This is a genomic window from Candidatus Nomurabacteria bacterium (assembly GCA_023898625.1).
Lineage (GTDB): Bacteria > Patescibacteriota > Saccharimonadia > Saccharimonadales > JAGQNJ01 > HK-STAS-PATE-36.
Genome location: CP060231.1, coordinates 24,076 through 48,138, shown reverse-complemented (window position 1 = coordinate 48,138; position 24,063 = coordinate 24,076). Strand labels below are relative to the sequence as shown.

General features: G+C 38.7%; 24 protein-coding genes and 2 tRNA genes. 6 read left to right on the top strand and 20 right to left on the bottom strand.

The window, feature by feature from the left end:
* Window positions 1–227 precede the first annotated feature (227 nt).
* The 3 genes from H6793_00250 to H6793_00240 all read right to left on the bottom strand — a co-directional run bounded on the left by H6793_00250 (window position 228) and on the right by H6793_00240 (window position 3,176).
* Window positions 228–1,520, bottom strand: a complete 1,293-nt coding sequence (locus H6793_00250; protein USN95588.1) for a Y-family DNA polymerase — start codon at window positions 1,518–1,520, stop codon at window positions 228–230.
* On the bottom strand, window positions 1,517–1,849 hold the full coding sequence (locus H6793_00245; protein USN95587.1) for a hypothetical protein: 333 nt from the start codon (window positions 1,847–1,849) through the stop codon (window positions 1,517–1,519). The genes H6793_00250 and H6793_00245 overlap by 4 nt, the downstream gene beginning before the upstream one ends.
* Before the next feature lie 157 nt (window positions 1,850–2,006).
* Window positions 2,007–3,176, bottom strand: coding sequence for a DUF3048 domain-containing protein (locus tag H6793_00240; protein ID USN95586.1), 1,170 nt, complete (start codon window positions 3,174–3,176; stop codon window positions 2,007–2,009).
* Between the two features lie 74 nt (window positions 3,177–3,250).
* On the opposite strand from H6793_00240, the gene H6793_00235 reads away from it, so the two are divergent.
* Window positions 3,251–5,875 (top strand): type IV secretion system DNA-binding domain-containing protein, encoded by a 2,625-nt coding sequence (locus H6793_00235; GenBank protein USN95585.1) that lies wholly within the window; start codon window positions 3,251–3,253, stop codon window positions 5,873–5,875.
* 95 nt (window positions 5,876–5,970) lie between these two features.
* On the opposite strand, the gene H6793_00230 is transcribed toward H6793_00235, so the two are convergent.
* The 5 genes from H6793_00230 to H6793_00210 form a co-directional block, all read right to left on the bottom strand.
* Window positions 5,971–6,378: a hypothetical protein gene (locus H6793_00230; protein USN95584.1), complete on the bottom strand. Its 408-nt coding sequence runs from the start codon at window positions 6,376–6,378 to the stop codon at window positions 5,971–5,973.
* Window positions 6,379–6,627: 249 nt separating this feature from the next.
* Window positions 6,628–7,329, bottom strand: a complete 702-nt coding sequence (locus H6793_00225; GenBank protein USN95583.1) for a hypothetical protein — start codon at window positions 7,327–7,329, stop codon at window positions 6,628–6,630.
* Between the two features lie 120 nt (window positions 7,330–7,449).
* Complete coding sequence (locus H6793_00220) at window positions 7,450–8,880, bottom strand: glutamate--tRNA ligase (GenBank protein ID USN95582.1); 1,431 nt, start codon at window positions 8,878–8,880, stop codon at window positions 7,450–7,452.
* Entirely contained in the window at window positions 8,873–9,133 is a 261-nt protein-coding gene (locus H6793_00215; protein ID USN95581.1) for a hypothetical protein, read from the bottom strand. Before H6793_00215 ends, H6793_00220 begins: the two co-directional genes overlap by 8 nt.
* A gap of 53 nt (window positions 9,134–9,186) precedes the next feature.
* Complete coding sequence (locus H6793_00210; GenBank protein USN95580.1) at window positions 9,187–10,266, bottom strand: hypothetical protein; 1,080 nt, start codon at window positions 10,264–10,266, stop codon at window positions 9,187–9,189.
* 118 nt (window positions 10,267–10,384) lie between these two features.
* Between H6793_00210 and H6793_00205 the strand changes: the two genes are divergently transcribed.
* The gene (locus tag H6793_00205) at window positions 10,385–11,863 is read left to right on the top strand and encodes a PEGA domain-containing protein (protein ID USN95579.1); all 1,479 of its coding nucleotides are present in this window, start codon (window positions 10,385–10,387) and stop codon (window positions 11,861–11,863) included.
* Window positions 11,864–11,869: 6 nt separating this feature from the next.
* Here H6793_00205 and H6793_00200 read toward each other — a convergent pair whose 3' ends face one another.
* Window positions 11,870–13,021, bottom strand: a complete 1,152-nt coding sequence (locus H6793_00200; protein ID USN95578.1) for a sortase — start codon at window positions 13,019–13,021, stop codon at window positions 11,870–11,872.
* Between the two features lie 73 nt (window positions 13,022–13,094).
* Here H6793_00200 and H6793_00195 point away from each other — a divergent pair.
* Window positions 13,095–13,178: transfer RNA gene (locus H6793_00195), tRNA-Leu, on the top strand.
* A 283-nt stretch (window positions 13,179–13,461) separates the two neighbouring features.
* Here the strand turns inward: H6793_00195 and H6793_00190 are convergent.
* The 5 genes from H6793_00190 to H6793_00170 form a co-directional block, all read right to left on the bottom strand.
* A complete protein-coding gene (locus tag H6793_00190) occupies window positions 13,462–14,403 on the bottom strand; it encodes a GNAT family N-acetyltransferase (protein USN95577.1) in 942 nt (313 codons plus the stop codon).
* Between the two features lie 429 nt (window positions 14,404–14,832).
* Window positions 14,833–15,552: a hypothetical protein gene (locus H6793_00185; GenBank protein USN95576.1), complete on the bottom strand. Its 720-nt coding sequence runs from the start codon at window positions 15,550–15,552 to the stop codon at window positions 14,833–14,835.
* A 50-nt stretch (window positions 15,553–15,602) separates the two neighbouring features.
* Window positions 15,603–16,580, bottom strand: coding sequence for a hypothetical protein (locus tag H6793_00180; GenBank protein USN95575.1), 978 nt, complete (start codon window positions 16,578–16,580; stop codon window positions 15,603–15,605).
* 45 nt (window positions 16,581–16,625) lie between these two features.
* Window positions 16,626–17,411 carry a hypothetical protein gene (locus H6793_00175; GenBank protein ID USN95574.1) on the bottom strand — a complete coding sequence of 262 codons (786 nt, stop codon included), beginning with the start codon at window positions 17,409–17,411 and terminating at the stop codon, window positions 16,626–16,628.
* Window positions 17,389–18,099, bottom strand: coding sequence for an HAD family phosphatase (locus tag H6793_00170; GenBank protein USN95573.1), 711 nt, complete (start codon window positions 18,097–18,099; stop codon window positions 17,389–17,391). The genes H6793_00175 and H6793_00170 overlap by 23 nt, the downstream gene beginning before the upstream one ends.
* 85 nt (window positions 18,100–18,184) lie before the next feature.
* On the opposite strand from H6793_00170, the gene H6793_00165 reads away from it, so the two are divergent.
* The gene (locus H6793_00165; protein ID USN95572.1) at window positions 18,185–18,949 is read left to right on the top strand and encodes a 1-acyl-sn-glycerol-3-phosphate acyltransferase; all 765 of its coding nucleotides are present in this window, start codon (window positions 18,185–18,187) and stop codon (window positions 18,947–18,949) included.
* A 30-nt stretch (window positions 18,950–18,979) separates the two neighbouring features.
* Here H6793_00165 and H6793_00160 read toward each other — a convergent pair whose 3' ends face one another.
* Both H6793_00160 and xth read right to left on the bottom strand, forming a co-directional pair.
* A complete protein-coding gene (locus tag H6793_00160) occupies window positions 18,980–19,648 on the bottom strand; it encodes a hypothetical protein (protein USN95571.1) in 669 nt (222 codons plus the stop codon).
* Between the two features lie 37 nt (window positions 19,649–19,685).
* Window positions 19,686–20,483 carry an exodeoxyribonuclease III gene (gene xth / locus H6793_00155; protein USN95570.1) on the bottom strand — a complete coding sequence of 266 codons (798 nt, stop codon included), beginning with the start codon at window positions 20,481–20,483 and terminating at the stop codon, window positions 19,686–19,688.
* A 42-nt stretch (window positions 20,484–20,525) separates the two neighbouring features.
* Between xth and pyrH the strand changes: the two genes are divergently transcribed.
* On the top strand, window positions 20,526–21,242 hold the full coding sequence (pyrH, locus tag H6793_00150) for a UMP kinase (GenBank protein USN95569.1): 717 nt from the start codon (window positions 20,526–20,528) through the stop codon (window positions 21,240–21,242).
* A gap of 2 nt (window positions 21,243–21,244) precedes the next feature.
* Here the strand turns inward: pyrH and H6793_00145 are convergent, their stop codons facing one another.
* Both H6793_00145 and H6793_00140 read right to left on the bottom strand, forming a co-directional pair.
* Window positions 21,245–21,877 (bottom strand): MBL fold metallo-hydrolase, encoded by a 633-nt coding sequence (locus tag H6793_00145; protein ID USN95568.1) that lies wholly within the window; start codon window positions 21,875–21,877, stop codon window positions 21,245–21,247.
* A gap of 28 nt (window positions 21,878–21,905) precedes the next feature.
* Entirely contained in the window at window positions 21,906–22,223 is a 318-nt protein-coding gene (locus H6793_00140; protein USN95567.1) for a YdeI/OmpD-associated family protein, read from the bottom strand.
* A 231-nt stretch (window positions 22,224–22,454) separates the two neighbouring features.
* Here H6793_00140 and H6793_00135 point away from each other — a divergent pair, with 231 nt between their 5' ends.
* Window positions 22,455–22,856: a hypothetical protein gene (locus H6793_00135; protein ID USN95566.1), complete on the top strand. Its 402-nt coding sequence runs from the start codon at window positions 22,455–22,457 to the stop codon at window positions 22,854–22,856.
* Between the two features lie 432 nt (window positions 22,857–23,288).
* Here H6793_00135 and H6793_00130 read toward each other — a convergent pair.
* Both H6793_00130 and H6793_00125 read right to left on the bottom strand, forming a co-directional pair.
* A tRNA-Ser gene (locus H6793_00130) sits at window positions 23,289–23,378 on the bottom strand.
* A gap of 86 nt (window positions 23,379–23,464) precedes the next feature.
* Complete coding sequence (locus H6793_00125; protein USN95565.1) at window positions 23,465–23,980, bottom strand: hypothetical protein; 516 nt, start codon at window positions 23,978–23,980, stop codon at window positions 23,465–23,467.
* Window positions 23,981–24,063 lie beyond the last annotated feature (83 nt).

Genomic DNA, 24,063 nt, shown 5'->3' with positions numbered 1-24,063 from the left:
TGTTTTATTCTCCTTGTTTGTATATGTATCTATTTATGTTTTATATATAAATTCTTATTTATATATAAGAACCTATTTAACTTATTAGATAGATCTTATTTAGTTTTATATTGATGTTTCCACGTCAACGACTTGTTAAATTACGCTAATGGTTTTATGATATCCAGACCTATAAGAATAAGCAACAATTTAAGGAGGTGTTATTTACAACAGGCGATAGCTATAGATTATTTTTTGCTTGAATGTAATTTAGGTAACTCATTCCACCTGGTAGTGTAGCGTGGGGTATCAATACTGTGCTTTGGTTGCCAGCTTGTGTTTAATAGCTCACTGGCATAATACACGGAGTTCTTGCCGAAGCGTTTGTTGATATTGTCTACGGCTTGCATACGGCGGCTCTCCTTACACTGATTTACGGTACCATCCTGGTCTAGAAGATTAACTTGAATATTGTTTGATGGCGATAGGTTTTCTAGCCAAACCCCTGCCCTGTGATAATTGTGTTTGGGATTGAAATATTTTTTGAAAGAATTTATTACTGCGTTTATCAGCATCCCCGTATCTGCTGTCGGTTGATCAAGGCAGATCTTAGCAGTTTGGCTTATATATCCTGGCTTGAATCTACTGGTGGTGATAAAAAAACCTACCTCACTCGTTAGTTGATTATTGACGCGTAGTCGATAACTAGCCTTTGTTGTAAAGCTAGCTAGAGCCGATTCGATTACATGAAACCTATTTGTGTCTTGGCCAAAAGTTCTAGTGACAGCGATGGTTTTGGCGGGTTTTGGTAGTTTTTGTAGTGGGTGGCATGATATGCCGTTAAGCTCGGCGACTAATTGTCTGCCATGGATTCCAAGTAGTTTTTGGGCGTATGCTGGGCGCATTGTAGAGAGGTCAAAAGCTGTATTGATTCCTGCTGAGCGTAAGCGTACTGCAAATTGTCTGCCAACACCCCAAACATCACTAACAAGAGTTTGTTTTAGGTATTTTTGCTGGTTTTCGGTACTTAAGTTAATCCAATCTAGTACTCCTTGTAGTTCGGGGTTTTTCTTGGCTTGATGTGTTGCGAGCTTAGCTAGGGTTTTGCTGGGCGCTATGCCGACAGAGACGGGTACGCCTATCCATTGCTTGGTTAGTTTTGCAATTTCTCTACCCCATAGGGTATGATTACCTATCAATAGTTCACTCAAATCCAGAAAAGACTCGTCAACCGAATATACTTCAACGTGTGGTGTTATAGAGGTTAGTAGGCTAATAATACGGCGCGAGATATCACTGTACAGTTCAAAATTACCAGACATTTGCACTACATCATGGTGCTTAAAGAATTGACGCCACTTAAAGGCTGGCGCCCCCATAGGGATACCTAATTCTTTAGCCTCATTACTTCTGGCTACTACGCAACCATCGTTACTGGATAATGCCACAACAGGTTTTCCTTCTAGGTCTGGGCGAAATAACCGCAGGCAACTAACAAAAAAGTTATTGCAATCAACTAATGCAAATGTTGAATTGCTCATGGTCGATACCTATGTATTATGGTTGATACAACTCCCCAAATGGCTGTATCGATTGGTAAATTGTGTGCTTTGGCTATAATAAAGCACGATTCCGACCAATAAGCTACTAAGTCGGTTTGATGTAGCTTTAGGGAGCGATCAATTATAGCTATATCTCCACTAAAAATGCCATATCTATCCCACTCGTCTCCCTCTATTTGCATAAAAAAAGTACTTAGGGGGTGCTTAATGACTAATTTATTAATATCCAAGCTAGTGATAGTGTCGTCTGTTGCTGGGTTTGGAAAACCACTGTGTATACTTACTCCCGGTTGATTTTTTTGATTCACGACAAAAACTCCTTTATTTTAAGGCTTTATAATTGTTTTTGTCGCTCCAGGTAGTCCCCGTCAACACGACGTTGCTATAACTAAGCTTGCGAGTAGAAATAGCACCGAATACTAAGTACGCGCATTGCTATCATTTATTATAGCAATAATTTTTTAACTATGGCGCAAATGTCACATCACTGGCAGTAGATGCTAGAGTTACCCAAGTTTGTCCAGGGGCGAGTTTTATTGGCTGTCCATCGGCACCATTAAATTTTATTTGGGTTTTTCTGTCTGGCTTACTCCAGGTTCCTTCTGTTACGGTGCCATTTTGGAATACGAGCACCTTGCCACTGCCGACTGTAGCGTACACAGAATAGTAACCAGATTGGGTTCTATGGATAATAGGAACAATTACGATTTTTGGTGCTAGTTGGGTATTGCTTTTAGCATCCATATGAGGCCTGCCCCCTTCGCTACGCAGATAGGTGTTGGTGGCAGGGTCGTATTTGTAGTTGACTCTATAATTAGCGCTAGACATATCGATGTTGATAGTTTTTGCATTAGGTGTTGCTGAGGCCTTGTCTTCTCCGCCTCGAACGAATCCTTCATACTTGCTAGTCCAGCCTTTTTGCTTTTCTATTTCTTTTAATTTAACAACACTAGTGTACATATTATGAGGGGCATATCTACTTCTTTCTCGCCAATATGCTGATGAATTCGATGCAATCATTTGATCGAGGTCTTTAATACCCTCGTTTCGTATCTGCTGTAATGCTGGGCCACTGCCACCAACATGCGATATTCCGGCATCATAGGGTACCACAAAATCTAAGTAATAAGGACGAACACTGCGTACAGGCCCTGCGTATTCTGGTAGATTATCTTGGAAAATTGCTAAAAATCTAGTAATACCACCTTCGGCTACGGCTTCGTAAACTACCCCAGCGTCTTTAAGGCCAGATTGCGGTCGTGCATCAGGACTATTTTCTATCATCATACCAGTCGCAGTGCGCTGGTTATATTCTACTGGTACTTCAATACCTGTAAGCCGAGAAGGTTCGGTAGTTTTTGGTGGTTCTTCAACTTTAGGTTGTTGTGCTACGGGCGTGGCAGGTTGGGGCTTTTTGTCGAAAAACATAAAGTATGCCCCCACAGACAGTATAATAATTAGAAGAATCGACAATCCTCCTAATAACTTCTGCTTTTTTGTTAGGTTTTTGAAAGTAAACTTCTTAGAGTTCTTCTCATCACTAAAGTCTACTCCGACCGGCTTTTTAACCGGTATAAAGCTTGACTCACTAACGTCGGGGCTGATAGTTTTTGATTCTTTTATTTTTTTAAACATAACCAGCATTATATCAAAGATTTATATCTTTAGAAATGTTGTTGTAAACATAAGAAGATAGTATAATATATAAAATGACACAAAGTACCCCAATTGTCCAATCGAAGCTTTTGCTCCTGCGAGTTCCTCGCACAAATGACAAGAAGGAGCTGGCCGCTGAGCAAATGTTTGCTAGTATTCATGGGCTACTTTTAAAAGAAAAGGCTGGTATTTTTCGGCAAGTAGCACGCGAGCATCTTAGTTTTGAGATTGCGGCACTGCACAAACAAACCGGTTTTTATATATGGCTACCAGAATATCTCGTTAGTTATATTGAAGAGCAGGTTTATGCTCAATATCCATCAGTACAGATATCCGAAGTGGAAGATTATATGTCTCACGGAAACGAGTATAGTGCTCATATATATACTGATGTGGTTTTGCAAGCCAATGATGTCCTGCCAATAAAGACTTTTCCTAGCTTTGAGGTCGACCCTTTAGCTGCTATTACAGCTTCTTTAACCAAACTAGAAGAAAACGAGAGAGCTGTAATTCAGTTTTTGGTACGGCCTATTTTTAGCAGTTGGTATTCTAAGGCTCAAAAATATGCAAATAACCTTCAGAATGGTAGCTCCTTTGGTGGTTTGGCTCGTGCGTTGATTAATGGCGTAGATGAGTCTCCCTCGAAACAACTTAGTCCGATTGATCAATCACGCATAAAGGCATCTGAAGAGAAAAGCCAAAAACTGGCCTATGAGACTAAGATCAGGGTTATTTACGAAGGAAACGTAAGCGAAACAGAAGCAAATATGCGTTTACAGGCCATAGTAGCAAGTTTCAAACAATTTAATTCAAACAACCTTAATGGTTTTACCACAAAAAAAGTGCACAGTTTTACGACTGGTAGCAATATTTTGAGTAACCGTTCATTTACGGGGCTTGGTTTTGCTTGCAATATCGAAGAGATAGCCAGTTTGTTTCACCTTCCGCACACAAATGTTGAAACTCCATTTTTGCAATGGGCATCGGCACGTACAGCCGAGCCACCAGCTAATTTGCCAATCATATCACCAGAGGGTTATGACCCGGCTCAAGTTAGTCCTATTGCGGTAACAAATTTTCGTGGCGGAGATACTAGTTTTGGATTGCCTAGGAGCGATAGAGGTCGACACCTGTATATTATTGGTCAAACCGGAGTTGGAAAATCTGGGCTACTTGAGTTATTAACTATTTCTGACATTCATAGTACATATGGATTTGCAGTGATTGATCCTCATGGCGACTATGCAATCAATACCTTGAGACGTATCCCAGAATCTAGAATTAATGATGTAGTTTATTTTAATCCAGCAGATACTGCCTTCCCTATTGCATTTAACCCAATGGAGGTTAACGACCCAAACCTAAAAACTCATACTGCATCTGAGCTTATTGGTGTGTTGAAGCGAATGTTTGACTCTTGGGGCCCACGTTTGGAGTATATTCTTAGGTATACACTACTAGCACTTCTTGATTATCCAGATTCGACAATGCTTGACGTTACTAGAATGTTAACCGAAAAAACATTCAGAAATGATGTTTTAAGTTACGTCAAAGATCCGGTTGTTAAGAACTTTTGGACAGTAGAATTCGCCAGTTGGAATGATAAATTTGCCACAGAGGCCGTTGCCCCAATACTTAACAAGGTGGGGGCTTTCACTGCCAATCCAATTGTTCGAAATATTGTCGGGCAGCCTAAGAGTAGTTTCAATATTCGAGAGATAATGGATAAACGTAAGATACTGATTGTCAATCTATCTCGTGGCTTAGTTGGCGAGGACAACGCAGCATTGTTGGGTTCACTTTTGGTTACAAAAATACAGCTTGCCGCCATGAGTCGTGCAGATATTGATAATGTAGTAAACAGAGTTCCATTCTATCTATATGTGGATGAGTTTCAAAATTTTGCAACTGACTCATTTGCTACAATCTTGTCTGAAGCGCGTAAGTATGGCCTGTGTCTAACCGTTGCAAATCAATATATTGCACAAATGACTCAAGAAGTTCGTGACGCTGTTTTTGGTAACGTTGGTTCCACTATTGCCTTCAGGATGGGCGCAGATGACGCAAGGGTGATGCAACGCTATTTTGAGCCACGATTTGAAGAACATGATTTGGTACATATGAATAACAGAAATTTCGTGATTAGCTTGACTATTGGTGGTGAGAAAGCTCAGGCGTTTTCTGGTACTTCTCTAAATTTGCCTCCTCAAACAGGAAGTAATAACTTACAAGAGATCATTGATTATTCTAGACAAACCTATTCGGTACCCCTTCGAGATATAGAAGAGTATGTTCAAGATAGATATGTTAAGCCAACATCGAAACATAAACCAACAGTAAACAAAGAACCTATTAGCCCACCACAAACAGTAAATTATGAGACTGAATCAACTCCTAAAGTGTCAAAATCTATCAAATCGACCAGCGAAACACTAGGCTCGGTTGTGGTTCCAGCCCTGACAAGCGCGGAACCTATAAAAAAGAAGCGCAAACGAACTAGACGACGAAAAAAAACCAGTGATAGCCCGGTGATAAATGGTGGCAACACGGCAAACAAAGATACAAATAAGTCAGAGTCAACCAAAGTTGATCAAGAACTCAATAATTCAGATTCAGGGTCAAAAAATCTTTCTTCAGATGGCCATATTGTTGGTGACGGGACTATCCAATTACGCTGAAATACTTCGTTGTATTTTTGGTACTTTATGTCGCGTACGATACAAAATTATATTGACTTCAAGCTAGCAATATTTAATGCCCAAATGAATATTTACTACTTGGGGGCAGGTGCATTTGCGTTGAACGTAACTCTCTCTATGGTTACGTTTTCTATTAATATTGGTGTTTTGCCTCTGTTTACACCAGAAATACTAACACTTCTATATCTAGTTGTTGAGTTTGTCCATGGTGGAGTACATGCTTTTTGGTATGTATTATTGGCTGATGACAGCCCGATCAAGTTTGGTTTTTCGCCAAATGGTTGTACTTCAAGATATGATAAGTTATCCTGAGCCTTAACAACTATACATGTTTGATATTTATCACCTCCAACCATGTAGGCATTTGAACTTCCTGCAACTTTTCCTAAAGATGTAATACTTAATACTGTAGTGCTATTTTTAGCAATACCAGTGTCATTTACTTTTTTACACTTTTCCTTACAGACTAACGTGTTGTTCACTGGACTATAGCTATATGCTACAGTCGCTGCAAAACTCTTAAAAGTAAAGTATCCCCCACCAAGTATGGCTACAATAAGAATAACTACAAAGAACTGTACCTTCCTACTCTTTAAATCAAAACTCTTACCAAAGAACCCTTTACCATTGTTTGTATTGCTATTCTTACTAACAGTACTTTTTTATTTACTACTTTTGTTGTTTTGGCCATGATAGGTTTCCTTTCTATATTTTTTATTTAGATTATTTTTTTATTTTCCTGTAGGAGCGGGTGATGTAGGTACATTTACTGGCTGTGTTTCTAAGGTGATGTTGCTAACGGATATTAAGGCTTGGGATGTTTGACTACCACTTACTGTTAAGTAAGCAGATATGTTTTGATTTTTTCGAGAGGAAAAACTAAACCAGTTTGTACAAACTGGCGTAAAGCCTCCAGAGTTAAAATTCGTGATCCTAACTTCATTTGTTGCACCAGATAAATCTTGATATCTTGGTTGAAATGTCAAGGTAGGAGCAACGCCCTTAGTTGCAGCACAATATCGGTAATTTGGAGTTGAGGATGACAATAATTTGACACCTTCCGATACTGCAGAGACTGAGTATCTTGAAGCTGTGCTTCCTGCCGAGCAAACTAAACCAATTGATTGAGTTCCATTCTTGTCTTGTTCAGTAACTATTTTCCCATAGCAATTTCTACTAAATGATTCTGAAAGATTTACGCTTCTTAGTCTTCTGTTAGCTACTGTATAAGTATCAGTAATAGTCGTCGCCGCAAAACTCTTCAACGTAAAGTATCCCCCACCAAGTATGGCTACAATAAGAATAACTACAAAGAACTGTACCTTCCTACTCTTTAAATCAAAACTCTTACCAAAGAACCCTTTACTCTTGCTTGTATTACTATTCTTACTACTAGTAGTTCTTTTATTCACTACTTTAGTTGTTCTTGCCATGATGGGTTTTCCTTTTTATATGTTTGTTCTTTTAGACTTAATTATCTAACAATAACTATAGCATAAGTATCTTACATACATATGTCAACTGAGATGTTGCTGAGTTGTGGAAAAGTTATGTTATTTCAAGAAGTCCAATTGCTCACTAATCCTTTTAAGGCAAAGGTCTTTTCCTAATACATGCATTGTCTCTGCTAAAGCTGGGCTAGCAGGAGCTTGGGTGGTGGCTATTCGTATTAAGCTAAACAACACAGCAGGTTTAGTGTGGGTTATGGTTAGTAAAGAGTTTAGTCTGTTGGTCAGATCATCAATACTGAAATCGCTTTCAGTCAAAGATGAATTTGTGGCATTTAATAGTGTTATAATATCGTCTTTGGAAAGCTTCTTAAGTTGTTTATGTTCACTGATAAGCTTAGGGTTGATTGGTAGATCTTCGAAGAAGAAGTTAGTTAGTTCAGGCAGTTCAGAGAAGTACTTTAGCCTTTCTTGGACAAGATTAAGGACTTGTTTCTTATATGAATCGTCGTGGCTAGCGCCTGAATTTGGCCAGAAGTTTGCAACTTGTTCATACAGCTCATCGATAGATTTTTGACGGATAAAGTAACCATTCACCCAATTGAGTCGACGTTCGTCAAAATGTGCACCGCTCTTACCTACTCTTTGTAGGCTAAACTTTTTAATTAGTTCGTCTGTAGCAAATACTTCTTGTTCGGTTCCGTCATTCCAGCCCAGAGTTGCAATAAAACTACGCAAAGCTTCAGGCAAGTAGCCCTCCTTAGTGTAGTCCAGTATATCTTTAGCTCCGTCACGTTTACTGAGTTTTTTGTTGCCTTGTTCGTTTAAAATATGGGGCATAGTGGCAAATATAGGCTTATCAATACTCAAAGCTTCGTATAAGTTTAGATAATTGGGCATACTTGCAATAAACTCTTGCCCACGGATAATGTGGGTAATTTTCATTTCTGCATCATCAACAATATGCGCAAAGTTGTATGTTGGGAAGCCGTCGGACTTTATGAGGATAAAATCATCTATGGTTTCTGCCCCGGCTGAAAGATCGCCCATAACTTCATCATGCCATTTATAATTTTGTGGATCAGACTTGAATCTTAGCGGTTGACTGCCATCCCATTCTGGAGGGTTGTCTGGTCGGTGATTTCTATATAAAAATGGAACTTTGTTTTTTTGAGCCTCTTCTCGAAATGCTTGTACTTCCTCTGGGGAATATGGATCTGCGTACGCCCTGCCTTGGTCTATTAGTTTGTTGGCCCACTTTTTGTAGATGCTTAGTCGTTCGGATTGGCGGTATGGACCGAAATCACCTGGTTTATCTGGGCCTTCATCGTAATTAAGTCCAAGGGCTATCAGACTCTGCATTAAATGTTCGGCAGATCCTTGGACTTCTCTTTTTTGGTCAGTGTCTTCAAGGCGTAGAATGAACTGGCCTTTAGCCTGACGAGCGACTAACCAGGCAAAGAGTGCCGTTCGAATTCCTCCAACGTGTAAAAAACCTGTTGGGCTTGGCGCAAAACGCGTACGAACTTTAGGCATTTTTTTCCTTCTTTGCACGATGATTTGAGAGATTTAGCACTACCGCTCCCCCAAGCATTACAGTACCAGCGTAGGCACTGATAGCTGGTGATAAATCGTGCAAGTAATCAGAAATCGAGTCCGCTAACATTGCTAAGCCTCCAATGGCAGTAACTACACTTGTGAGATTGATAATATGGTCGATGTTAGTATTATTTTGTTCTGATTTAGGTAGTTGTTCGTCTTGTGTGATTTGTCCAGCTTCAATAGTCATTAACTATATATTAACAGAGGAAACGCTAATTCACTATATGTCAAAAAAATAACTTATATGCTGGTAGCAATGTTAATTAATTGTTCGCTACTTAAGGAATCGCTATTAACCTGATACCATATCCCACCATTCACCCAGGTTGCATTATTGTCATAAATATAAATTGTACGTCCGTTTTCTTGTGATGTAGTGAACTTTTTATTGTTCTTGGCCAAAAAGTTCTCTTGCAATGATGGGCTATTCCAGTTTGAAACCTCTTGTTTAATTGTGTATGATCTACTATCAGTATTTGACTTAAAGCTAACAGTGACTTTTCCGGCTTCATATTGTGCTGGTCCACGGAATGAATATCCAGACGGACTGTAAGCGGGCATTGATGCAGAAAAACCCGCTCTAACACCGGCAAACTTTACGGTTATATTCGGCATATTTAGGTACACTATAAAACCAAACAATAATACTCCAGCGATCACCCCACTACCCCAACGTAATGTTGATCGATGTTTTTTTTGCTTTTTATGCTTAATGTTTTGTTTTGGTGGCTGAGCTTTCTCTAGGGCTTTTGTGAATAATTCCTCAGACTTGCTGGTTTTTTGTGGGTGCTGTGAATGAGTGGGCTTGTGCGTAGTAGACGTAGGTGGATGGTTGTAGGAATGGTTGCTTTTTTGCACCTGATGATCTGGGTGTGGGGTGACGGCAATGTGCTGTGTGCGCTTAGTCAAGTGGCTCACATTACTGTTAAACTTGCTAATGAACGGACTTCGCTGGTGTTTACTAGCACTATGGTGTTCTGTATGTATTGTGCTTTTTGATTTCCTAGTTAAAACTTCTGGTGGTTTAACGCTTGGAGTCGGCTTTTTTACGGCGTTTCTCATCAATAATGTAGATTTTTGAGCGTTTCTACTGTGGTTGTTCGCCCCAGATCGTTTAGTGGTCGGTTTTGCCTTAACAGATAAAGAATCCGACGTTTTATCAGGAGTAAAAACAGTATGAGGTTTAGGTGCAACAAAACCATCAATGTGCCTAGGTTCATGTGACACCGAAGACTTCCGAGCATCAGAGATAACGGTACCTAGCTTTGCGTCATAAATCTTTCCGTTTATTTCCAGAACATCTTGTCTTTGTTTGCTCAACTTTTTTCGCCTTGATTAGTACTATTTCTAATCATAACCCTTTTGTGGGTAGTAGCGCAAGTCTTAGTATTTGGTCTAGTTTTGGGACAGCCTTCATGCTATAACTATAGTTAGTAATATGGATTTTCTTGACCCAAACAAAAAACGCTCCAATAAAATAAAACTGTATGTAGGCTATATCTTGGTCGCAATAGCTATTAGTATGTCTGCGCTTGTGTTGTTGTTTGCAAACTCTGGATATCGACTTGATACCGAAGGTAATGTTACGCAAAACGGACTATTATTTGTTAATTCCCACCCAGATGGGGCAACAGCATATATCGAGGGCATTTATAATAAGTACAAAACACAGGGCAAAACCGATACTAAGTTTGATTTACGAGAAGGACGTTACCGGGTAACTATAAATATGGATAGGTATCGCAGTTGGCAAAAAGAACTTAGTGTGGATGGTGGTTCAGTTGAGAGACTTGCTTATCCTTTTCTGTTTCCAGAAAAGCTAGAAACAAAAAAACTCAAGGAGTATCCTGCCGAGACGCATATTGTTTCTTCTAGTCCTGACAGAAAATGGATTATCGTTCAGTATCCAAACGATATATCTAAATTTGATGTCTTTGATACTAGCAATTTAGAAAAACCAAATAGTGGTTTTGTCATACCAAAAAACATATTAACAACCGGTGAGAGTCAGAACCTAGAAATGATTGAATGGTCAACGGATAATTCAAACGTATTAATGAAGCATACTTATGATAATCAAGTAGAATTTATTATCGTCAATAAAGACAATCCCGAGTCATCAATTAATGTAAATACCTTAACAGGCCAAAAACCCTACGCTGTAACTTTAAAAGATCGCAAGATCGATCAGTTGTTATTGCATATGTCTCCAGACGGGCTCCTTCAGCAATTTGATATAAAAACAAAAATATTTGTGCCATTAGTTTCAAAAGCCCTAGCTTTTAAATCGCATGGGGATGATATGTTAGTCTATGTTGCTCCGATAGAGAATAACCAAAAACAGGTGGAGGCTCATATGAAGACTAAAGATAAAGATTACGTATTAAGAAAATTATCTGCTGATTCAAACTATCTTGTAGACGTGGCTAAGTTTAGTGATGCATGGTATGTGGCGGTAGGTGCATCAAAAGATAATAGCGTCTATGTATACAAGGATCCATTAGTGATTCTTTCTTCTGACAAGCCAAAAGCAATAATTTTTGGTCGTACTCTCCGAATCAATAATCCACAGCATGTTTCATTTTCGGCCAATACTAGAATTATCGCTGTTCAATCAGGACAAAATTTTGCGGTTTATGATGCCGAAACTGACCGTCAGACTAAATATGAGGTTCATGATAAGTTCGATACTGATCGACCTGCAGAGTGGATGGATGGTCACCGGCTAATCTCCTCAACCAACAAAACAGCTTTGGTCTTTGATTTTGATGGCTTAAATCAACAAAAGTTGATGTCAGTTGACTCAAATACCGATCTGATGTTTGATAGAGATTATAAAACTGCTTTTTCTTTTGCGAGTGCTGACAATAATGGAAAATTTAACTTAAACCAAACAAGTCTACAAGTTAAGAATTAGATGTTTTTACGATGAAAATATGCTAGTAATTCGGCTCCAAAGTGATGGAGAATTTCCAGGGATTATGGCTGGTTGAGTTGACTCAGGTTTTGCTGTACTCGCTACGTTTGTGGTGATTTCTGGAGAAATCTGTTCACCTACAATTATTAGTCTGTTGATTGATGTTCCTGGTGGATCACAAGTAATTAGTGTAACTGTTGCGGGTTTATCTTGATTAGCTAATACTGAAATATCTGTTGGCTTCACAATCTTTTTTTCATATACCTTATATGTGTAACGTTTCCCGTTTTTGGTCAATGAAAACGTATCGCCCTTCTCCAATTTATTCAATAACACAAAAGCAAACTTATACTTTCCTTTATTTAAGATATTATTGCTCGAATGGCCGACTATTACGCTGTTACCATTTTCTCCTGGATTTGGTGTTGTAATATAGTGGACAACTCCACCTTCTAGACCCTTTTGAACATCTTTTTCTTGATTTGAGGCAACATTATAGACAACTGGTACTTCAACGTTAATTTTAGGAATAATAATTTCTGACTCAGGCCCTGCTTCGGTTGAGTTAGGGTCGATAATAATTGAAGTTGAACTAACATTTTTGCTGGGAGTTATGAATGGTGCAATGAATCTTTCGTTAAAGAAGCTGAAAAGTAGCACGATGACAACAACACTTCCCATACCTAACCCAAATAGTAATGATTTAAAATGCCCAATTGCCGAAAGCTTGGTGGTATTTTTTTTCTTAACCTTATGAATAATCTTTTTCTTGGTATCCGCAATAGTTTCAGTATGGTCAGCCTCGACAACTTTTATCTCACTTTTATCTGCAGTATCTTGTGTGATCTTTTGAGACTTCTGCTCTTTTCGTTGGTGGTTAGCATAAAATTCTTGCCAAACTTGGTGTTTTTCATTGTCTGATAATTGTAGATAATATTCATGCCACTTGGTTTGAATTTCGGCTAATGATCGACCTGATTCGCTCAGGCTCTTCATATATTCTTGGTGTTTAGATAATTTATGATGAACTGTTTCAACTTCAGCAATTTCTTCCTTGGCGGATGGTTCGTCGTCATACAGTTTATCAATCTTTGACCGTATTAAATTCACTGCCGGTTCGTTTCGGTGGCTTGGCCTGGTATTATCTTGCTTACTCATATCTTTTATGCTAGTTTAACAGATAAAACTGCTGTATAATAGTCTATGACTCTGGTTTTTTTCTGAATCCATTGGGCGAGTGGCGGAACTGGTAGACGCGCACGACTCAAAATCGTGTTCCTTCGGAGTGAGAGTTCGAGTCTCTCCTCGCCCACCATTTGAAGACCATACAGTTGCCAAAACTATTTCTCTCCCCGTGAAACACCAATGGACGGCACTCCGTGTCGCCCTTCAACTTGCTACTTCGTGGCGCAAAATTGAAGAAAGTTTTCTGCTGGTGTCCCTCTGTGATACGGCAAGAGCTTACTCTGTATGCTTATTATTTCAAAAGTCTTTTATGGGATAGAGTATAGTATAACCTCATTATGTTCTTTTGGTTGTTTGATGTTTAATGCTTTTCTGTTGTTATATTGTTATTTTTACTGGCGTTTTAAATTTAGTTACATTGCAAGGACTTTATGCCAGACGGGTGCAGACAAACCTGGGCCATAATAATCTTTGAGTTCACCTATCCTATTCCCTAATTGCTTATCATAAAATGACCATGCAGATTCTCTGTATCGGGGCCCACTGTTTAGTATTATTTCAGTATGGCCATTATTTTTTGCAATCTCTTGAATTTTCTCAAGGAGCAACTTACCTATTCCCTGCCCCTTTTTGTCACTAGATACATATGCGTTAACTAGTTCAATGGGGTTGGCCGTAGTTGCGAGTTTGAGTAATGCATCTTCAGGCTCTCTTAAGCCCATCAAGCCTAATATATTCCCAGATTCATCTTCTGCAACTATATATTCTCTATCGCCTGGAGCAGATACGCTATCGGATATTTTTAACAAAACCTCGTCAATTTCTCCAATAAGTATCTCTCCTGTTAGGGGGTCTTTAATCCATTCTGACAATATTTTCCTTATTTGGGGAATATCTTCTTGTTCTACGCCCCTTTGTGTGATTGTTGGTTGATGTGCGTATGATTCTGTTTTGTTAACTGTTGTACTGTTGGTAGGATGTTCAGGAGTAGTTGATTGACTGCCTTGATTTTGATATGCATAGATTCTTTTTTTGATTTTTACACGCTCGGTATCTGTTAGTGGTCTTTGTGAATCGTCAGACACTTTTTCTGTGAATTTAGCGTTACTGGGTAATGTATGGGTTTCTGCTTGTTGAATAGTACCATCTGCATGTTCGATGTCTACAACAGTACGCTCAAACCAGCCCTCTGAGGTTAATTCCCATTCGTCTAATTTCTTTTTTTGCTCTTTCGTTAAGTAGTATAACTTGCCACCAATACCGACATTATCCTCAGCATCTTCAGAATGATCATTTCTCGTTCTAATAGCGCCAATACTTTCAAACTCGTCAGGGTTTCCTATTCTAGAAAGCATTTGATGGACAGATTGATCGCCATTTATGGGCTCACTAGGTGTGTCATTAATATGTTGTTTTACAAGTTCAACACCATGTATGCCTACGTGACCGCCTGGTTTGACTTCCCCCCCCTACAATACACTCTAATATTTCTTGATCTCGTATTATCCCGTATGAAACAAGTGGCAATTCTTCATGTGCATCAGACGATACAGGAAATCTTTCATCCATATAGTCTATTGTACTATATAGTTGATTTGCCGAAAATTAAGTTTTGATTTATCTATATAGTTTATTGGCTCAGGGTGCCGATTATTTTTTGATCATTTTAAGCTTATGATTCGTTGTAATTATTATCCTCAGATTTAGTTGTAGCCTTGGTACCTAAGAATACTACACAGGGCTAGAGTCGCTATGTTCGGGTATTCACAGTAATTAAAGCATTATTATCTGAGGTGTTTGCGGAGGGCTTTTTGTTTGGGATCTACTAGGCTAAATTTTTTGAGTGAATTCATTATTATGTCTATGTCGTGTAGCGTGATAATTGAAAGCTTCTTTTCTGAAGTTTCGGAGTCAAACAATGGCTCTCCTGCATCTACTAATCTATTAAATTCTATTGTTGATGGTTGTTTATATAAAATATCCCAATAATGCACTATTTCTGTATCAACAGCGATTCCTTCTTCATCATACAGATTTATATATGAAGATTTATGCCCGTTAGCCGATTTACAATCGTACGAAACACTAAACAAGTAGCTAGTTTCAGTCCCATAGTAACCAATGTCTGCGTTCGTAGTTTGTTTTTCATTAGCGAAATAAGCATCCTGAGTGGTGTCATTGGTTTCGGCAAGGTAATAATATTCTTCTGTATCGATATCAATGTATTTACGTATTACGTTCTCGTCCCATAATTCATCAAACTCAAAAATTTGTTCTATATTTATTGAATAGATTAGATTTTCTGAGTACTCATCCCAGCCAGCTTCTATAGAAAGTTGCTCTGTTAGATTCTTGGTAGAAGATTGAAGCTGTGCTGTTACTTCTGACCATTCTGGATTACTGCCAAGTTTAGTTGCAAGAGGTAACAGAATTCTACTTTCAAATTCAATAATTTGTTCTTCGTTAATTTCTGGGGATGGCTTATCTTGGCTTATTGAGTGCATAGTTTAGTTATATCAAAGAGTCGGCATAATAACACAAGAATTATAGGTACCTAGTCATTAATTACATCCAGAAGCTTGTCGGTTCGTTGATCAAGTCTAGTCTTAGTTGATGGCGAATCACTTCCTTCTTGCTCTGATAGTAAATCAGCAATGATATGAATTGGCGAAAATCCTCTTCGTTCTTCTTGGTCATTTATTGCCAGGTCTTCTTTTATATGAAGCATGGATATGTCCTTGGTGTAATGGAACTTATCTTTTTTTGGATGATTTTTCGTTGTTTTTACTTGAATAAGGTATGGGGTTTCGATATCATCATGATCAAATTGCTGAAAGACTGTAACATCCCAAGCACGAACTTCTGTACTTCCCCTGTTTCTGTTTATGCCACGATCTTGCGAAAACAATGAAGGCAATGCAACCTGTTCTTTATCTCCAAGCTCGTTCCTTACAAAACGTTGGAATAACATGGTAACAGCAAGCTCTCCGATCAATCCGGCAAGTCTAATTCTTTTGATAACTTCTGGTTTGCTGTTGAAAGTGTCCGATTCTCTTCGTGCGTAGTCATTTTGAAACTTATCATACATGCAGTTACCGACCGAACATAGATCTGCATAGTATTTTTGCATCACTTTGGTGTTCGGCAGTTCACTATTTAGTAAAAGTGACATATAAGACGGTAGGCTTGATTTTTGCATTGCAGATTCTATAACAAAATTTGATATGTGTCCCAGTCTAGATCCTTTATCAATTACGCTACTCCAATTATCATTAGCATTTGTTAGCCATTCAAGTTTTTGAGCTTCAGTATTTTCTGGCTTACTGGCAATTTCTAGGGCAACAGACCCAGCTATTACTAGGCCAGCTTCCGAGCTACCACCAACGAGATCTTGGTACGTGTCAACATCTCTTTTTGTTATGTATTCACACCCTAAGCCGTCGTATCCTTCGAGAACGCGATTTAGATTTATAACATTTCTATCAGATAAATCTTGCCTAAACTTGCTGTATGCTGGTTCACGTCGTTGCATAACAATATATTAAACCACGAAAAATCAACAATGTAAAGTATGTCATCAACTTTGTGTTATGACAGTGGTCAACGCCTCAAAAAGATTATTAGGGTTTTGGATAGCCCACACGCTTAATATAGATGCCATAGCTATACCTGTATTAGTTGAGCTAGAAATTGGTGTCGATGACACACGTCCTTGATAAGAGACAATGTAATTATTCTCAAACACTGTCACTACTGCCATAGAATATTGCTCTGAAAATTCATGCAAAGTTTCAGCCAAACTACTTAAAGACATTCCAGAAGTAAAGGCAGTCTTGAATTTTAATTTCATGGCTAATTTTTGGAGTTGAGTAAAGTTAGTTATAGCAACAACTTTTGGGTTGTTTGCAAAACTTGGGGTATGCATCAGGTTGTCAACTGCATCCTCGACTATGATAGCTAGACTTGTGGTTTCTTGGATGAATCGTTCTAGCAATATGGTTGTTTCGCTGTTTCTTCCAAAATCTCCGGCAAGCAACACGCCATCTGCCCAAGTGCTATGTTCTAAGAATTGGCTCAATGCTAGTTTAGAGAAGCTACCACTCGGGGTTACGGGTGCGAAATCGGCTTCTGGCAACAATGAAACAACAGTTTTCTTAATTGAAACCGGCAGTAATAACCTAATTGACCCAGCTCCAGCTGAAGTAGCCTTAGAAAAGGCGGTCGAAGGTGCGCTAAAAGCATGCAAGCTACCCCCAATAATCAACAATTTACCAGCATGAAGTTTATTTTCTGGCTTATTCCAGATGAGTTCTGGAAATGATGGGGCCTCTTTAGTTTGCTTAATCCAATACATAGACGCCATCTTTCTTATCCAGTTTATAAATTACATTTTTTCTTTCGATAACAATTTGCCACCCTCTTTCTTTGGCGACATTAAAGAGTAGTTTGTCAGGATTAAAGGCAATTGGTTGGTCTACCATCTCAAGCATTGAGATGTCACTTTTTGTGTCCCCGATTCCGATACTATCTCTGGTGATTACTTTGTGTTTGGTGATCAGTTGTTCTAGTGACTTTGCTTTGTTAAGTGCTGGTATCGAAGACTCTCCAGTAAAGCCATTGCTATCTCTGGTATATTTTGCTCCAATATAGTCATCAAAATTGTAATATTTGCCTATTTGTTCCACAAGTTCTTGGTGGGATCCTGAGATAATGAACAGTTTATAGCCTTTGGACTTCAATTGGTGAATTAAGTTTCTAGTAAATATATACGTTTGATCTTTGTATTCGTTAATTACTTCAGTAATAAGTTTGTCAAAAACCGATGTGCTTATGTTAGGTAGAGACTGTTCGTAAAGTTTTACTAATTTACTTTGATAGTTTTTAAATGCATCTTCATTTTCTCTGCGTTTCCAGCTCATCATTGCCTGTTTTAGTTCGTGTTGAGCATTATCGCTTAGTGCTTTAGCTTTGGCCAGTCTATTAACAACAGCATGATAAAGTTGCCAACGTATTAGGGTTCCATCAATATCGAACACTGCAAACTTCTCCATACTGACAGTGTAACAGATCGTATTACAAAGTGTTGTATTTTTCTTGTTTCATTGCATATTAATTATTTGGTTATATACTTAGGCTATGAAAAAGCCAGAAGTAACTTTACGCAATCACGAAGCAGTCTATGAATATTACGCTCAATACGAGCAACCTAAAGTCGGGGCTTATATCGGTCACAAAGCCATGTCTTTGATGTTTCGCCCAAATGTTGAATACGCTGAAGGTGCTCAACAGACCGCCAGAGATATTTTGAATAATGATGGTCGACTAGTGGTGGCATTAAATCATTTATCGGATAATGACCAGTATGTTGTGAGTTCTATGGCGCTACGGGAAGAAACTTTTCGACCTATGGTTGGCAACACGTTTATTCAATCCAAAGAAATACTATTTCACCATCCAAGCAAGTTATTGCGCCCCGTCTTGCGACGAGGAGTAGACGTCATGGGCGCTATTCCGGCATTTCGTAAAAAGGATGTCAGCGAAGAAGATGCTGATTTGCGTAGGCAAGCTACCGATAGAATGCTACAGACTTCTATTCAAAAATTAAATAATGGTCAACACATGGCAATATTCCCAGAAGGAACCCGTAATAAAGAACAGCCAGATGTTGTCCAGGAATTGAAGCCAGGATTATGCGCGGTACTTGGAGGTGTGGCGTCAAACTTGTTGGTGGGGGTAGTGCCAATTGGGTTTACTTATGATGGGGACAAGCGCCATCCGCAGATGTGGGTGGACAACCCAATTATCTACACCGGACAGGACAGTGATGTGTTGCTTGCAGATTTGCACGAAAGCTTACAGTACTCTGTCGATCGCGCAATTAAGAATGCTAATACAACTTGACGACTCAAGGTTGATGTGTCGTTTGTCTAGCTAGTAGCTCTGGATTTGGAGTAGATATTCTTCGAGTTCGTCCATCATTTGATATCGGGGTGTTCTGTCAAAGTTTGGAGCTTCGGAATTGTTGTACTGAGTTAGTTTAGGGTTTCGCCCGCAATCCATTTCGCGTACCAGATATATTTCTCGATTATCTGCTAGCTTTTTAACTCCAACTACTTTTTTATCCGAACTTGAGTCTGGAACTTTCGGATCCTCGAAATATATATGAAACCCTCTGGCACAGGCTTGTGATTCCGGTACATTATCCAAAACTTCGTGTTCGTTCTGTCCATTTAAAGAAATAATTCCTGCGTTTGTGAGTTCGACAGTGCCAATATCTATTGTTTCTGGCTGATCTTCATCTTTACTATAATAGACATAACGGATATTTTGTCCGTTATTAGTTTCACTGGGCAATATTAGCCTAGCTTCAGGTATCTTTTGTCTATCTATAAGGGAATTTCTAGTTGCCTCCACATCAAGAATTGCATCTTTAAAAGATGTTCGTAGTACGAATGCACTATTTAATTTATCAACATTCCATAAATACGCATCAAAAACAATTTGTCCAATAACGCCTAGCGTCACTATTATACCTAAAATAAAAAGCAAGATTATTTTTATATTGATTTTAGATTGTTTATTGTGTTTTCTTTTTGTCATTTTTCTCCTTAACTTGATTGTATGCTCGACACATGAACTAGTCAACAATTTCTATACTGATTGGGCAGTGGTCAGAACCCAGTTGATTAGCATGAATTTCTGCAGATTTAACCTTTTGTTTCAGGGCTTCAGACACCAGGAAGTAATCGATGCGCCAGCCAACGTTGCGCTCACGGCTTTTGGCAAAATGGCTCCACCAGGTGTAATGTCCGTTGCCTTGTGTGAAGATACGAAAAGTATCGACGAAGCCCGCGGACAGCCAGTTGTCAAAGCCTGTGCGCTCTTCGGCGGTAAAGCCTTTTTTGCCAACATTTGGCTTGGGGTTGGCAAGGTCCTCTTCGGTGTGGGCAACATTCATATCTCCGCAGTAGATAACGGGCTTGTTTTTTTGCAAATCAGCACAGTATAGGGTTAGTGCTTTGTCCCATTGTTCACGCAGTGGAATGCGTGATAGGTTATCTTTGGCATTTGGTGTGTAAGCGGTAACCACGTAATAATCTGCAAATTCTGCTGTTATCACTCTGCCCTCATCGTTGCTGTGGCCATAGTCATCTTCATTTAACCCCCCGGCTTGAACAAACTGCTCGGGTATGTCATTAACTACCGAAAGTGGTTCTAGTTTAGTAAAAATAGCAGTTCCACTATAGCCCTTTTTGGTGCGAGATGAATTCCAATATTCTTTGTATTGAGGAAGATCAATCTCGGCTTGTCCCTGTTCCGCCTTGGTTTCTTGCAAACAGAGGATATCCGGATCAAAAGTGTTGATAAATTTTTCGAATTCCCCTTTGCGAATAACTGCGCGGATGCCATTAACGTTCCAGCTGAATAACTTCATGTTTCAAAGTATATCATTATCTGATACAATCTCTCACTAAGAATGAGTAGTCAATATCAACGGATTTTGTTAAAACTTTCGGGTGAGCAATTGGCTGGCAAGCATGGTTTTGGTATTGATCCAGATGTAGCTCGTTTTTTAGCTAAAGAGTTACGCACCGCTAAGGATACTGGTGTTGAAATAGTTATTATTGTTGGTGGCGGAAATATGGTTCGTGGCGCAACCCTTGCGGGAAAGAGCGATATAAAAAGAGTAACAGCAGACCAAATGGGCATGCTATCTGGCTTGATGAATGCCATGGCTCTAACTGATATTTTTGAAGCAGAAGGACTGCCAACTCGGTGTTTAAGTAATGTTTATGTTGAGCAACTTGCTGAGAGTTTTTCATTTAGGTTGGCAGAAAAGCATTTGCAGGCTGGTCGAATATTGTTGGTGGCCGGTGGAACTGGTCGTCCATATTCTACTCACGATACAGCAGCGGTACTGACTGGGCTTGAGCTTGGTTGCGATATTGTAGCTAAGGCCAGCAAGGTCGATGGCGTTTATGATAAAGACCCTTCAAATAATAATGATGCAAAAAAGTTTAATAACCTATCCTTTCAACAAGCCGTTGAAGATATAAACATTAAGGTGATGGATAAAGCCGCCATGGGTCTGGCGCTTGAACATAAAATGCCAATAATAGTTTTTGATGCAATGAAGCCCAATAATATTCTAGCCGTAGTCAGTGGTAAGGACGTTGGCACGAAAATCTGCTGATTTTATATCTCTAGAGTATCGCCTGGTTGTAGATTGTTAAAGACTTTATTGTAGCGTTCGGCAAACTTTTCTAGCCATACATTGGTTACTGAGTGTCCTGCATCAGACAAAAGAGCGTTATGTGTTGGGAACACTTGCTTACATTGACTATTCTTAATAAGTGGTATAGTTTGGCCTACTCGTAGCCACGGGGCAGATGCGGGTACTGCCAAGACCTCAAAAGACTTTGGGCATTCAGTAAATGAATCACCAGGATAGTACAGCTTATTATCTATTAAGACTCCAATATTTTGTACAACAGGAGTTTCTGGGTCGATTTCGGCATGTTCCTCCCCAAAAAACTCTAAAGATACTTGCCCAATTTTTTCAATATTTTGCAAGTTCGCCACCATAGCCTTATCCTCCAATGATTTAGTAACTTCACTGGTTGTCCATATTTTTAGGTTGGGATTTTTGGTGATTATCTGGTTAATTAGTGATTGATTAAAATGATCACCATGAATATGAGTAATGACTACCGCGTCTATATTATCCAGGTCAATCAAAGATTTTGTGAACTCTCCTGGGTCAATAACGATTCGGGTATTATCTTGTTGAATGTCGAGGCAAGCATGTTCATATTTGGTGATACGCATGGGTTAATTATATCACTTGACTAGCTTGCTAAATTTGTTGAGGTTTACTGCGTTTCTCCAAGATGCTTTTAACAGAAGGGCTAATAGCTTTATCGGTACGATGAACACAGCCAATCCAACAACAAGGGCGTCGTTTACCTTCCTGTAGTTGCTTAATTACTCGAGTTATATGTTCTTTTCTGGTTGACTCTTTTTTAACTGAAATAACCCAACAAATCCATTCATTTCTTTGGATTGGTGTTAGATTGTTCCAAATCTTTGACACTTCTATGTTTGCCTTTAGAGCTTTGGTTAAATCCGGAGGTATTTGATGAGCCGTACCTGGTGACAATTGTATTTTTGGCATATTGCTAGAATACTAGCCCCAATAGCAATAATCAACAAAACTATACCATGACATAATTATATGCATCAATATATAAATGTATCCCCTGAAGTCATTTTTTCATTATTAATTAATAATATGTAGTTGTATAATTGCTTATTAGGAAGTGAGTAGTACTTTTATGATTAACAGAAAGGGGGCTAATGTTTTAATAGAGTCTACTCTTCTTCGATTAATTTAATGGAGGTTATTATGGCAAAACAAAAGGATGTAGATAGTGGTTGGACTGGATGGATAGGCTTTGCCTCAATCGTATTGGCGATTGTCGGGGTATTTCATATCATTGCAGGATTTGTAGCTTTGTTCCAAAATGACGTATACGCTGTTACTAATAATGCAGTGTGGATGTTTGATTATAGTCAGTGGGGGTGGATTCATACAATTGGTGGTGTATTGGCATTTCTCGCCGCCGGTTCACTAGCTCAGGGACATATGTATGGAAGAATTGTGGCGGTGCTAGTAGCAACGGGTAGTGTTATTGCAAATATGTTATTCGTGCCCGTGTACCCAATTTGGTCAATTATGATGGTGACAATTGGAGTGCTTGTTATTTGGGCAGTCACCGTTCATGGCAAAGAAATGAGAGAAAACTAACAAATAACTTCGCTGAAAGTTAAAAGAATAGAAAAGTATTACGCTCAAACCAACAGTAATATCACTGTGAGTTTTGGGCGTAATATATTTTTATATCAAATTTGTTTCGGGGATATTCGAGTAGCTAAGAGATAAACATCCATATTATATAGTCAGATTTACTTGATATGTATACTGTTAAGTTCCATGAAGTCACAAAAAATAGATATCTTGTCTTTGTTTTATGGGTTTTAAATGAGAAAGTTCTAGCACTTGGTTGATTTTACATATAAGATGCCAAAAAAGTAAATGTTTTTTGAAACGAGGAATTGTCGGGGTTGTCATTAATTAACGTTGAAAACATTTTTCTTATAAATGCAATGCACATTCAGTACTTGCATATTCTGTATAGTAAATCAGTACCACGCTATCGCAAAAAATAGTTTCGATTTATGGCGGAGGGAGAGGGATTCGAACCCTCGAGACGGTTTCCCGCCTACACGCTTTCCAGGCGTGCCAGTTCAACCACTCCTGCACCCCTCCGAATTCTAGTATTATATGATAAATTCTTACTTTTAGAAAAATATACTAGCTACAATATTTATGCGTTTCGAAATCTATAGTCACTATTACTTATTGTAGGATTTAATAGCTTCTCCAACCTTGCCGTTATCTTTTATGTTCTCCCAGAACAAGACTTGACTACGGTTAACAAACATCTCGTCATTTGGGCCGTGAAGCTCTTCCCCGAGTTTAATAAGTTGAGTTTCGTTTTGTTGCTTATCGTCTTTTGGTTGGACGGGTTGTTGGACTTGTAGGTAGAATATATTGTTGATTTTAATAGTTTCTTTATCTAATTGAGACAATTTTCCAAAATACACTTGTCCGTTAGTTAAGAATAAGGCCTGGTATTGATCACTATTAACGCCTACGAGATGGGTGTCTGTTTTCTTCTTGAATAGCATTAAATAACTAGCCACAATACACCCTATTATTAACAGTAACACCAGTAAAGCAACCACTATCCAGCGGTATTTTTTGTTAGCTTTTGTTTGCTTGCGAGGTGCTTGAAATGACTGGGCACTATACGCTTCACTCTCGTTATTTGTAACTTTGCGTGGATGGGCTTTTCTAATCTGATCCATTTATTTCCTTTAATTATATTTTTAGGTTACTGGTTTATATTATATACAAAATCTTATTTTTTACAGCTAGTAACATTACACGT